We start from the raw sequence: 11877 nt of genomic DNA on the forward strand, positions 1-11877 counted from the left end.
GGACCGCACCGCGATCGCGGCCGTACTGGAGAAGGCCGCCGACGGGCAGGTGGGACTCGACGAGCTCACGGCCTGGGCCCAGACGGTGCATTTCGCCAACGGCCTGGACATCGAAGACGGCCACGAGGACCTGCTGACCCGGTTCCTCTTCGAGATCTCCACCCCCGAACTCTTCGAACCGGTGACGAGCGCGGTCTGCCATCGATGGCTGAGCAGAATTCGATCGTCACTCGTGATCCCGCCGGCAGCCGCACGATAGGCAAGCCCAATTCGCGCGGATGCCTCCGCGCCCCCGGCCGCGCACTGGACCTGGAGCCCGCACAATGGCCAGCTTCCTGACCCACCGAGCACGCGTGCACGACGCCCGGCTCCCCTTTCACCGCCGGCACAACGCGCTGCGGACCTGCATCACCCTCTTCGCGCCATACGGCTTCCGGGCGACCTACCACCACCTCACACTCAGCGCCCGGATACCCCGGCGACTGGAGGCGGACCCGGACGCGCTAGTACGAGCGGTGGAGGAACTGCATGAGGCGCGGGTGCTGTGGCTTGCGCGGGCGGAGGAGTACGCCAGGCAGCGCCGGGCGGAGAAGCGGGCTGGACGGAGGGCTGTGGCGAACCCTCGGCCGTGGTGGCTGCGGAGCAGGTGGGACGGACCGGACCGCGCCTGGTACGAAGACCCGTTGCGCCACCCGTCGCTGCGACTGCCCGATTATGTCCGGCGGCAGAACGCGCTTCTGGACGGCGCTGATCTCCCCGGCTGCCCGGCCTGCGGGGACGAGAGACCGTTGGAGCCGCACTCGACTGGGCACGGCTGGGTCGAGTTGTGCCCGGGGTGCGCGTGGGCGCCGGTGCCATGTCCGTGCGGGCAGCGGCACGGGCTCGTGCCGCAGGTCCTGTACGGCTGGAAGGAGATCTGGCAGCGGGCGCACATGGGCGATGACGGCATGCCGAACCCGCACTGGCCCGCGGGGTAGCCCGTTGGACGCGATACGGCGAACGCGCGTCCCGCCACCCCCATGCCGCCGTGCGGCGTCTGCGCCCCGATCTCGTGCCCAGCCCCCAGGGCCTTGCTGCTCCGCCGGCAGCGCACCCTGACGGTGCGTCGAGCGGAGCCGTGTGAGGCCGGTGCACGGCGAACCGGGGGGAGTGGTGACGGTATTGTCTGCACCTGTCAAGTACTTTTGCTGGCCGGCAGCTTGAAGTTTTAGAAGATATGTAAGGCACGTCTCGTGCCCGAAGATGCGTTGCAGGGGCGCGCGGAGGTGAGCTTTTTGACTCGAGATCCGCGAGTTAAACGCGCCTGTTCCGACCGACGACCGCAACAAATCCGTTCTCCTCCCGCTTGCGGACGGACTGACGATCGTCCGTAAGCGCTGTTTCAACGGAATTAGCGCGACCAGTCCGCCAGCGACAGCAGTGGGTGCGCGGACTCGGGCCGCAGATGGTCCGAGTGCGCGCCCGCCGGGTTCAGCCGCTGGCCCCGCGCGTAGAAGTGGGAGGCGTCGACGCTGATGAACCGAGGGTTGAGGCTGTCGAACGTCCGCTCGGCGGGCCGCCGCAGCCGGATCCGGGATGGCACCAGCGGGACTGGGACCACCCCACGGTGGCCGATGCCCCGCTCGCGTTCGGCACGCGGGTGCCAGAAGCCGGTGGCCCGTCGTGCCCCCATCGCCCGTGCCATCGCAGCCTGGCAGAAGAGACGGGAAGAGGGAGCCGAAGGCATCGCGGGGCGTCGTCATCTGGGAAAGCAGCATGCTGTCGGCCGTGAAGGGCCGGGACGGCAGGTCCTCGGCCACGTTCCAGCTCAGAGTGTCGCCAAGTGAGGCCTCCGCTGCCCACTGCACCGCCTCGCACAGGAAGCGGCAGCCGAAGGAGCGTCCCACCAGGTGCGACCACTGGCCCTCGCGGTTGGCGAGGACTGGGGGAAGGCGTGTTCGGCTAGGTCCCGCAACCGGTCGGCCGCGTGGGCCGCCGAGCTCTGCCAGCCGTGGACGTAGACGGCGATTTCGGTTGTCCAGGACGGCGGCGCCAGGCGTTCGGCGAAAAAGTGGGCGAGGTGATGCTCGAAAACCGGCTCGCCGGCGTGGATCTCCCAGACTCTTGCGCTTCAGCCGCACTCCTATGCCAGGCCCCCGACGAGACGTGAAATTCACTGCACGAGGCAGCCAGAAAAGGAACATGATGGCCCGTCGTGATGCGACATGCAGCAGAGACTCAGCCCTGGTGTGCAGCGACACGACCTGCAGGGGACACCGTCTCTGCCGATACAAAGGACTGGTGCGCACACGACGGCGGCCGCCTGTTGGCCACCTCGGTGACGATGGTCGTTCTGCGTGCCGGTCATAGTTTGCCGGTCGCTACTCCGCGCCAGGTCCATCCCGCCCCGAGAGCCGCGTCCTGCAGAGCCTTCTTCAGTACTGAGTTGTCGAAGCGGAATGCCTCCGTTGCCTCGAGACCGCCGTCGCTCCCGCGCCCGATCGTCCAGCGCCGGGAAGTCGTGGCCACTTGCCCGCGGGAGGAGTCAGCGGACAGCGTCAGCCTGGGTGTGCTTCCTGCCCATGCGACCTCCCATTGCCGGTCAAGGGCACGGACTTCATGGTTCGCCGCAACCAAGCGCATCTGTACCTGAAGGGCCAGGCCTACCTGCGTCCGGGCGAAGAAGGTATGCCAGGCAGGTTCCAGAATCCGCCACTCTGCCACCAGGTCGGTGCCCTCCGGGGCGCCATAGCGCACGAGGTAGGGCGTATCCGGGCGATTGAGCCCGAGCAGTTCCGTCCGGATTTCCGCAGGAGAACGCGGTACGACGCCGTGGCTGGGTCGTCTGGTGCCGGTCAGTTTGTCGAAAAGGTCCATCGGACCAATCTACGAAGCGACTGCTCAGTGCGGTCTCGCTTTTGCCTGAATCCTTGACGTGCTGTGCCCCACCGGCAAGTCTCGATCAAATGTGGCGGACCACGGGATGAGAGCAACAGCGATCTCTCCTCCGGGGCCCGTCCGTGTGCTGTGGGCGAGGAATGGAGTCGATTCGTTGGCTGGTCCCGGGGCAGCGGCTCTCACAACAGGCGGGCTGCGGGGACTCCGTGCGGATGTGGTGGAAGCCCGGCCTTCGGAGCCGCACGGAGCCGGCAGCGCGGCACCTTATTCGCTCAGTGGTGCCCCCATACTTCGCCCGGGATGATGTCGTCCAGGGTGTTTGCTATGCCTTCATCGGGTTTGCCGAAGATGGCCCGGGTCACCAGGATGTCCCCGGCTCGCTGGACGCCCGGCATGAACCCGAGCTCCGCGTTGGTGATGTCGCCCTGGGGCGTGAACGTGAAGCCCAGGTCGCGTTCTTCCAGGTACGCGCCGAGCTCGTTCATGAGCTGCGAGGGGATGCGGCCTACCAGCCGCATCCCCTCGAACGAGACCTGGGGGCCCGACAACCCATCGGCAACGACGCAGGTCAGGCCGATCCCCTCCACGTAGTAGCCGGTCACGTCCGTCTGATACGGCTCGGGTCCCTGCGACTTCTGGAACTCCGTCCTGTACTGCCTGCGCTGGTGGTTCCACGGGTGCATCTCGTCCAGGGTGCCGGTGAACCCCAGTGCCGCCATCCGCGCTACGGCCTCGTCCGGGCTCATGCCGAACCGGAGCGGCCCCACGGCCTCCAGCGGGGCGTACTCCCACTGATCCCGGTCGGTGTCAGCGACGACAACCCACAGGTCCGCGTACATGCGCTATCTCACTCCGTGCCGTGCCGCATTGTGCAGACGGCAGACCAGCCCGAATTCCTTGACCCGCTCGCCGTCTCCCGTCATCGCCGTGATCAGGGAGCTCGGGATGTCCGGAAGGCAGTCCTCCGTTGCGGGCGGGGATGCTACGACGCACCGGGCGAGAACACTGAAGACGACGGCTTGCCGGAAGACGAGGTGGGAGGGGCGCTCCCACTCGGGTTCGAAGTCATCGGCCTCGCCGGCTCGCAGGGCATGCGACTGGGAGAGAGCCGTCTCGTGTGCGGCAGCGAGTTCGCTCCGCAGCCGCTCTCTCGCGGCAGCCGGCATCCCGTCCGCTGCGAGGGCCGCGGCGACCAAGGGGTGTTCGCGCAAGTCGGCGTGTGCCAGGACCAGGTCCAGGGCGTGGCAGCGCATGGGTCCCAGTAGCGTCGGCCCCAGGTTCGCCAGGTAACTCAAGAAGGGCTCTCGCTGGAGCAGCGGCGAGTCGACGATCCCCTGCCACAGCAGATATTCCGGCACCGGAGTGATGGCCACGGCGCGGTGGGGGCCGTGTACCCACGCGTCGTCGAACCTCGTACCTGTCGCGCGCTCGACAGCCGTGAGCCCCGAGCCCCAGCCGGCGACGACTCCCAGAGACAGGCCCTCCAGCAGAGGCTCCCAGGCATCGGGGCGAGCCCCGTACGGGTTTTCGGGCACGACCATGTCGAGGGCGGACGAGACCAGCCCGTCCTCGGCCAGGCTCAGTTGGGACACCGCGTTGACGTTCCAGAAGGCACTGGCGGTGCGGCCGAGGCGGGAGAGCGGACGCAGAACCTCCTCGCGGGACCCCTGGTAGCCGTTGCACTCCACGACGACGACCGCCGGCCCCGACCGGGAGACCAGGATGCCGTCCCCGTCGCAGTGCTCGCGCAGTTCCTCCAGACTCATGGGGAGGGCTTGCTCGGGGTCACCGCCGAAGAGCCGGATCACTGCGTCCTCGTCGGCGCCGTGGACAACCGTGAATGTGGCCGCTACGTCAAGACCTAAGTCGGTGAGGAGGTCATTGAGGTATTGGGGTGAAGTCATACCTGGATTGTCGCCGCAGCCACTGACAGCGAGACACCGCTGCACGCCCGCAGGGGGCCCGGCGCCTTGCGGCACCCCGCTCGCGGAGACCGCGCCCGTGGGCCCATGCCGGCGGCGTGCGCGCGGTCCCGCGCGGTCGTGGAAGCCGCGGGCAGTGGGCGGCTGAGCCAGGCGGCGGAGGGCGATCCGGGGTGGGCGCCCGGGGTTGATCGCAGCAGCCACGATCCTTCGTCCAGGACGCACACGCCCTGGACGTCGCGACACCGGCTCCCGATGCCGGCGGGGACCTGGACGACGAGCTCGTACCGCCAGTAGTCGGCGAATCACCGGGTAACCCGGTGTCCGGGGGAGACCGAGCAGGTCGAGGGCGGCGAGGCCGCGCCAGCGGGGCGAGGTCGAGGGCGTCCCAGGCGCGGCCGCACGCGGTCAGCCGCGTCGCGTGCGGCCCGGCCACCCGCAGGCGGTCGCGTATGTCCGCGGTCGACCACGACATCGTGCGCTCGATCACCCACCTGCGGCGTCCCAGTCGTTCGCTGGACTCGATGCCTTTCCGTGCGATGCGGACGCCGATGTGCTTGCCCCATAACCATTTTCGCAGATGAGGCACGTCGTAGGCTTTGTCCGCGTGCGGCCGCGTGGGCTTGGAGTACCGGCCGCGGTAGGGGTCGTGTCTCGTGTGGCGGTCCTGGGCCATGGGCTTCAGTGCGAGGCTGTCGTGGACGTTGGAGGCGGAGAGGCCGACGGCCAGGGGCAGTTCGTTCGCGTCCGGCAGGACGTGCATCGTGGAACCCGGCTTGCCCCGGTCCACGGGGCTCGGACCCGTGTGTCCGCCCCCTTTCTGCCCGCATGTGCGCGGAGTCCAGCACGACATGGGAGACATCGATGAGGCCGGCGTCCTCGAGACGGTGCAGCACCGCTTCGTGGAGGCGGTCCCAGACGCCGGCTCTCGACCAGATCAGGAAACGGCGATGCACCGTCGACTTCGACACCCCGAAACACGGCGGCAAAGCCCGCCAGACACACCCGCTGACCAGCACGTAGACGATCGCCGCAAACAGCGTCTCGTCAGATATGCTCTGGATCTCGCCGCCCTGCGGCCGCACCCTCGACGGCGGGAGGAAAGACGGCCTCGCGAGTTCTCACAATCCCTGCGGAACAATCCAACTCCACATCCTTTGCCCTGTGTTGGGCACTAATACCCGGAATCGCCACATAGGGCACCACCTTAGGCCTGGACGCTGAACTGCGGGCCGCCGGAGTGCACTGCCACCCCGGGAGGTCAGCCAGGGCGGGGCAACCAGCCCCGCGCACGACCTGATGCGAACCTCCTCGGACTCCGGTCCGCTGGCTCTATCGAGCGGCGGAAGTGACCATGCCGGCGAGGGGGGAGCGGCAGGACGCGTACCAGGACGTCGGTACGCGGCGGCCGTCAGGTGGGCGGCGATGGTGTCGGCCTGGGTCTGCGCGGGCATCGGGTCCGTGAGTGCCATCTCCGGTGGACTCGTCGTGCGGCGAGGTCCAGTCGTTCGGGAACGGTGGGGGAGCGGGGCTAGAAGATCACTGAAGATGTTGTGGTGGGGCTGTCCGGTCGTGGGCCGGGGGCCCCGTTGGTTATGTGGTGGCCGTGTTGATCGTCCAGGTGCCGTGGTGGTGGTCGAGTCTGAGGTTGATCAGTCGGCGGAGGTTGAGGGCTGCGGCGCGGTGGTGGAGCCAGCGGTCGCCCTTGATGACGCCTCGGTGGGGCACTCTGCGGTTGCCGCCCGCGACCAGCCAGGCGATCGCGCGTTCTACCGGGGGCCGCCACCTGCGGTACTCGGTCTGCCAGGCCGTGTCGGTGGCGGCCTGCCGGCGGGCGGCGGCCAGCAGGGTGTGCTGGGGGTGGATGTTGAGGGTGCGTCCGGTCCTGGAGGTGGTGCACCGGGTCCGGAGCGGACAGGTGGCGCACACGTTCTTGAACTGGGCGATGCGCCCGCCGTCGGCGCGCGGGCTGCCGAGGCGGACGGTGTGCCCGGCCGGGCAGGTGGCCGTGCCGGCCGTGGTGTCGAGGGTGAAGTCGTCGATCGTGAAACCGCCGGGGACGGCGACACGGGTGACCGGCGGTTTGATGACCAGGGTGTGTCCTTGCGCGCGAAGTGTTTCGCGCAGCCGGCCTGTTCCGTAGGCGGAGTCGCCCAGTACCGTCAGCGGGCCCGGCTCGCCGGCGAGGAGGTCTTCGGCGGTGGTCGCCTCGTGGCTGGCGGTCCCGCTGCCGCTGGTCAGGGCGACGTCGGTGAACAGCCCGGTCTCGGGTTCGAAGGCGACGTGGGCTTTGTAGCCGTCCTGGTGGCGGGTGCGGTTCTTGTGGATGTGCCGCGCGTCGGGATCGGCGGTGGAGACGGTGCGGTCCTTCGCGGTGCGCCTGGCGATGCGCCACCGGCCGTTTGATCCGTCGGAGTCGTCGGCCGGCTCCACGTCCTGGCCCGCGACCAGGGCCAGCAGTGCGAGGGCGCTTGCAGCCTTTGCCCCGAGTTCCTGTTCGGGCAGGTGGCCCAGCAGGAGCAGGGCATCGGTGACCAGTGCGTCGACGAGGCCGGCGCGGGCGGCCTCGTCGTTCCAGACGATCTTTGGTTTGCCCGGGGCGGTGTAGTCGTGGGCGGTGCAGTGGGCGGCGATCACCGCGTGGGCGCCGGGGACTTCGCGGGCCACCGCGCGGATCGCGGCGACCAGTTGGGTGACGGTGTCCTGGGTGGCCACCGCGTCATCGAGCACGGTGGAATCCAGTGCGCGGCGGTGCCTGCCCTTCAGGACACCGGTGGCCGCGACGATCTCCTTGACCCGGGTGAAGATCCGGTCCGGATCGTCGGAGTGCCGCAGGCGGCGCCGGAAGTAGGTCAGCAGTGACGGGTCGAAGGCGGTGTCCAGCAGGCCCAGCCCGCAGGCGGCCTTCCACCGCAGGTCGCAGCGCAGTTCCTGGACCGCCTCGAAGTCCGTCGTCCCGGTCAGGGTCTGCAGCACCACGGCGGCCGCCAGCACCTGCGGCGGCATGGACGGCCGTCCGTTGGACGAGGGATACATGTCGGCGAACATCGCGGGCGGGAACAGCACTTCACGGTGCCCGGCCAGGAACGCGAACACACTGCCCGCCGGGATCAACTCCCGGCAGGTTTCCCACACATCAGGCCCGACCGGCTCCCCGGCCCACTCGCCCCGCATACCACCAGACTGGCCCCGGACCTCATGATCCAGGGCCAGAACAACCGAACATCTTCAGTGATCTTCTAGGCAAGGAAGTGCCGTTGTACACCCTGTGAGACCTCCCGAGAGCTGATGTGTCGCGCGTCGCGCATGTGCGCCGTGCTCCTTTTCGCTGCGGACTTCTCACTGAAACCGGTGTACTTCTGTGCTCAATAGCTGGGTGGTCATGCCCACCTGCCTGCCCATAGTTCTCCGCCGTTGCCACGCGTGCGCGTCCGAGCGCTTCCGGGCAAACGGTAAATTTCGCGTCAACGCAAACCACAAGCTCCTCGACGCCTGGCTCCTCGTGCTCTGTACCGCTTGCGGGGACACGACAAAGCTCACGGTCTTGGAGCGGATGAACGTTCGCTCCGTACGACCTGGGCTGCTGGACCAGATGCATGACAACGACCCTGGTCTGGTAGCTGAGTTGCTCCAGGATCCGGTCGTGCGGCGCCGTAATCGCATCGCCCTCGACTGGGACAACGCCTGGCGCCTCGACACCGGAGGATCGGATCACCTGGACCGCGAGGTGATCGACGTCTCGGTCCGCTTTGCGGCACGGATACCTGTCCGGCCGGTGCGGCTGATCGCTGAAGGTTGCGGTCTTTCGCGGGCCGAGGTCGAGAGACTGATCACGGAGGGGAAACTCGTTTCGGCAATCCGGCTGAGCGGCAAGCTCTCCGGCGACTTCACCTTCACGCTCAAGCGCTGAGACCTCCTCGGAACCTGGGGCCTGTCCGGCAAGATCCGCCGGACAGGTCCCAGCGGTGGCAGCACAAGCAGGTCCACTACTGCAAGGCCAAGAAGGACTCGTCGTCCAACCGCGCCCTGGATTACCTTGAGTTTGCGGGTTCGACAGGCTGTTGACCTGCGTGTTTGCGTCGCTATACCAGGTTCGTCTAACGGTGGCTTTGCCGGAAGGGACCACGGTGGTGCCGTACTGTCCCGTGAAGCCGTGGCGAGCTGTTAATGCTGGTGCTCTCACTCTTGGCGGTCAGGATGACTGGACTTGGCCGAAGAGGGCGAGGGCTTCGGCGGGATCCGGGCTCACAAGGCGTTCCAGACCGGCTGTCGTGATCTTCGCCCACCTGCCGGCCTGTGCCCACATCTGTTCCTCGAAGGCGCGGATGGCCTCGTCCAGATCTAGGGTGCCGGTGGCGATGGACTCGGGAGTTCGGCGTCTTCCAGCATCGCGAGGTTCGCGCCCGCCCCCAACGGAGGCATCAGATGGGCGGCATCGCCCAGTTATAGCGAAGCCGTGGAGTGGGATGCCTCGACGTATTTGCTCGCCGCAGCGGTCGACCACTTGGCGGTGTCCAATTGGACGACAGCCGCCATCAACAGCGGCGAGGGTTCCGAGCCCATGAACTATCCGGAACACGCGCCCCGGCCTCGTGTCGCAGCACAGGGACCGATGGACTTGAGCCAGCGGCCGAATCCCCCTTTTGTCCTGCCGATCTGGAAAGATTCTCCGCTTTAGAAGGTGTCTCGCGTGGTGAGCTTCGCGAGTCTCTTGTAGCAGGTCAGGGCTGCGGCAAGGCCGAGGAAGGCAAGGAAGTGGCTGCCTTTTCGTTCGTACCGGACGGTGAGGCGGCGGTAGCCGAAGAGCCAGGAGATCGACCGCTCGATCTTCCAGCGGTGCCGGCCGAGCCGCTCGTTGGACTCGATACCGGGACGGGCGTCCGCGCGATGAGGTTTCGGCTGCGGAGCCGGCGAAGGTGCTCCGCGGAGTAGTACGCCTTGTCCGCGCGGACCTTCACCGGCTTCCTCCGGCGTGGTCCGCGCCGGGAGCGGACGGCGGGACTGCCGGGAATCAACGGCTTGAACGCCTGGCTGTCGTGCACGTTCGCGCCGGACACCGCGACGGCCAGCGGCAGACCTTGGGGCCTCGGACAGCACGTGCAGTTTGCTGCCCTTCTTGCCGCGATCGACCGGATTCGGCCCGGTCAGCGAGCCCCCCTTTTCGCCCGTACCGAGGCGGCATCGACGATCGCGGACGTCCAGTCCGGCTCGCCCCTGGCACCGAGCTCGTCCAGCACCGCCCGGTGCAGCCTGCGCCACAGCCCGGCCTCGGTCTTCGCGGTGAACCGACGGTGCGCGGTGGCCGGCGAGACCCTCAACGACTCCGGCAGATACCGCCACGCGCACCCGCTCGTCAGCACGTACACCACGGCCGTGAACACCGCTCGCTCGTCCACCGGGGCAGTACCCCCGCCCTGCGGACGGGACGTGAACCTCGGCATCAACGGAGCTACCAGCTCCCACAGTTCGTCCGGCACCAGCCGACGCGACAGATCAACCCTCACGGTGCAACATCATGCCGTACCTCGAAGTGCCACGTGAGACATTCTCTTAGCTGTCTGTGAGGGCCGACGTGAGGGGCCCCGGGGCGGGGCCGGGCCGAAGCGTGAGTTCGTGGACCGGCTGCTGGCGACGTTGGTGCACCTGCGGACCGGACTCACTTACGCGGCACTCGGAGTGATCTACGAGGTGGGCTCGTCCACCATCGGTCGCGCGATCAGTTCTGGTGGGCCCCTCGGTTTTGGGTCGCTGGTCTCTCGAGCGTCAACGCCGATGACGTGTTGCCGCCCGTTGCGGTGATCTCCGGCCGGGTGGCGGTCGCGGCGGTGTAGCCGTCGCCAGGCTCGTGACCGTGGCCGACCTGAACAGCCCCGATCCCGCCGTCGAGGACTCCCAGGGCGGATCGGGACGAATGACCGGTCCCGGCCGCGTCCGCTTCCCGCTCGTACGGTGGGTGCTCGCCCCGCGCACGACGTGGCAGGCGTGGCGTCTGGCTGTCGACTTCGGTGAGGGGATGGACGCCCGGACCGCGTGGGTGGTGGCACGCCTGGCCCGTCATCCGGAAGAGCACGCCTACGCCATGGTCCACCTGGACGACGAACGCCGGGCGGTGGACTGAACAGAGGCTGGGTACCGACCTCCGGCTCGCGGAGCTTAGGACGCCCGGTTTTCCTCGTCGGTTTCGTCATCGGTGGACCACAGGGCACGGGCGAGGAGGTACAGGGTGACCACCCCGGCACAGATGAACATCCCTCTGCCGAAGACCAGCGTGGAGACGTTCATGTCGGCGCGGGGAGCCGTAGGCGACGCCTTGCTGATGATGAGAAGCCATGGGAATCACGCTGAGCGTACGAAGTCCGGGTCGGCGTAGCGGCCGCCTCCCCGGCGCCACGCCATCAGCGGGGCCGCCGCGCAGCCGACGCAGGCCAGTCCCCACGTCGTAACAGGTGGCGGGCCGCCGGTTCCTGGAGCCGGCCTGCCCCGCTGTGCTACCTCTCACCCCAACGCGTGATCATGCGGCGCCCCTCAGTGGCTTCAGAGCATCGGACTACGGATCGTATCCGACGAGGATGTGGAACAGCGCCGCTACCGGAAGGCCGGTGTGGTGATCACCGGAGGAGTCGACGGCAAGCTGGGTTCGCTCACGACGACAGGCGTGGAAGCCATTTTCGCCGCGGGGGACCTACGCGAGGGCGCGGTGCGGCGTATCGCGGCTGCCGTGGGAGAGGGAGGAGCGGCCTCTCTCGACATGAACTCCTATCTGGTCACAGACGGGACCTGGCAGAAGGCTGTCAAGGAACGGACGGCGATGTACAAGTTCTACGAGGCCACCGTATCCAGGAACCAGCCGCCCGCCTGAACCATTCTGGGCGGGCTCTACCGTGTCTGCTGTTCGGGAGACGTCGAGCCCCGGCGTGAGACGAACGCGTCGGGGTTCGACGGCGGGCTCAGCGCGACGTGGGGGACAGTTGGAGCTTGGCCTTAGAAGCTGTATCTCAACCGGACGTGGTCGTTTGGTTTTCGCTGGTCAGGCATGGTTTCGGTCGGGGTGAGGGAGAGTTTCGGCGTTCTGTTCCGT

The 11877-nt window shown here is 67.9% G+C and carries 11 protein-coding genes and 4 pseudogenes; 6 read left to right on the forward strand and 9 right to left on the reverse strand.

Translation table 11 applies throughout. From position 1 onward, the window contains the following. Nucleotides 1-259 (forward strand): annotated as a pseudogene (locus AB0I22_RS39055) (hypothetical protein); the annotation flags it as partial. A gap of 64 nt (nt 260-323) precedes the next feature. Beyond that, complete coding sequence (locus tag AB0I22_RS39060) at nt 324-977, forward strand: hypothetical protein (RefSeq protein WP_363135797.1); 654 nt, start codon at nt 324-326, stop codon at nt 975-977. Between the two features lie 413 nt (nt 978-1390). On the opposite strand, the gene AB0I22_RS39065 is transcribed toward AB0I22_RS39060, so the two are convergent. The 6 genes and pseudogenes from AB0I22_RS39065 to AB0I22_RS39090 form a co-directional block, all read right to left on the reverse strand. After that, entirely contained in the window at nt 1391-1582 is a 192-nt protein-coding gene (locus AB0I22_RS39065) for a hypothetical protein (RefSeq protein WP_363135798.1), read from the reverse strand. 761 nt (nt 1583-2343) lie between these two features. Next, nucleotides 2344-2856 carry a hypothetical protein gene (locus AB0I22_RS39070; RefSeq protein WP_363135799.1) on the reverse strand — a complete coding sequence of 171 codons (513 nt, stop codon included), beginning with the start codon at nt 2854-2856 and terminating at the stop codon, nt 2344-2346. A gap of 293 nt (nt 2857-3149) precedes the next feature. After that, entirely contained in the window at nt 3150-3716 is a 567-nt protein-coding gene (locus AB0I22_RS39075; RefSeq protein WP_363135800.1) for a hypothetical protein, read from the reverse strand. A gap of 3 nt (nt 3717-3719) precedes the next feature. Further along, the gene (locus AB0I22_RS39080; RefSeq protein WP_363135801.1) at nt 3720-4781 is read right to left on the reverse strand and encodes a DUF6461 domain-containing protein; all 1062 of its coding nucleotides are present in this window, start codon (nt 4779-4781) and stop codon (nt 3720-3722) included. Beyond that, a pseudogene (locus AB0I22_RS39085) lies at nt 4756-5995 on the reverse strand (IS5 family transposase). Before AB0I22_RS39085 ends, AB0I22_RS39080 begins: the two are co-directional and overlap by 26 nt. Before the next feature lie 397 nt (nt 5996-6392). After that, on the reverse strand, nt 6393-7973 hold the full coding sequence (locus tag AB0I22_RS39090; protein ID WP_363135802.1) for an IS1182 family transposase: 1581 nt from the start codon (nt 7971-7973) through the stop codon (nt 6393-6395). A 208-nt stretch (nt 7974-8181) separates the two neighbouring features. Here AB0I22_RS39090 and AB0I22_RS39095 point away from each other — a divergent pair, with 208 nt between their 5' ends. After that, nucleotides 8182-8709 (forward strand): DUF1062 domain-containing protein, encoded by a 528-nt coding sequence (locus AB0I22_RS39095; RefSeq protein WP_363135807.1) that lies wholly within the window; start codon nt 8182-8184, stop codon nt 8707-8709. Nucleotides 8710-8991: 282 nt separating this feature from the next. Here AB0I22_RS39095 and AB0I22_RS39100 read toward each other — a convergent pair. Together AB0I22_RS39100 and AB0I22_RS39105 are read right to left on the reverse strand one after the other, a co-directional pair. Then, nucleotides 8992-9242: pseudogene (locus AB0I22_RS39100) on the reverse strand (FAD-dependent monooxygenase); the annotation flags it as partial. A 231-nt stretch (nt 9243-9473) separates the two neighbouring features. Continuing rightward, nucleotides 9474-10303 (reverse strand): annotated as a pseudogene (locus AB0I22_RS39105) (IS5 family transposase). A 109-nt stretch (nt 10304-10412) separates the two neighbouring features. On the opposite strand from AB0I22_RS39105, the gene AB0I22_RS39110 reads away from it, so the two are divergent. Both AB0I22_RS39110 and AB0I22_RS39115 read left to right on the forward strand, forming a co-directional pair. Next, nucleotides 10413-10598 carry a transposase family protein gene (locus tag AB0I22_RS39110; protein WP_363135803.1) on the forward strand — a complete coding sequence of 62 codons (186 nt, stop codon included), beginning with the start codon at nt 10413-10415 and terminating at the stop codon, nt 10596-10598. Between the two features lie 52 nt (nt 10599-10650). Beyond that, the gene (locus AB0I22_RS39115; RefSeq protein WP_363135804.1) at nt 10651-10917 is read left to right on the forward strand and encodes a hypothetical protein; all 267 of its coding nucleotides are present in this window, start codon (nt 10651-10653) and stop codon (nt 10915-10917) included. Between the two features lie 35 nt (nt 10918-10952). On the opposite strand, the gene AB0I22_RS39120 is transcribed toward AB0I22_RS39115, so the two are convergent. After that, nucleotides 10953-11081 carry a hypothetical protein gene (locus AB0I22_RS39120; protein WP_363135805.1) on the reverse strand — a complete coding sequence of 43 codons (129 nt, stop codon included), beginning with the start codon at nt 11079-11081 and terminating at the stop codon, nt 10953-10955. A 289-nt stretch (nt 11082-11370) separates the two neighbouring features. Here AB0I22_RS39120 and AB0I22_RS39125 point away from each other — a divergent pair, with 289 nt between their 5' ends. Continuing rightward, nucleotides 11371-11658: a hypothetical protein gene (locus tag AB0I22_RS39125; protein ID WP_363135806.1), complete on the forward strand. Its 288-nt coding sequence runs from the start codon at nt 11371-11373 to the stop codon at nt 11656-11658. Nucleotides 11659-11877: the final 219 nt, after the last annotated feature.

It is taken from the genome of Streptomyces sp. NPDC050610 (assembly GCF_040654875.1).
GTDB lineage: Bacteria > Actinomycetota > Actinomycetes > Streptomycetales > Streptomycetaceae > Streptomyces.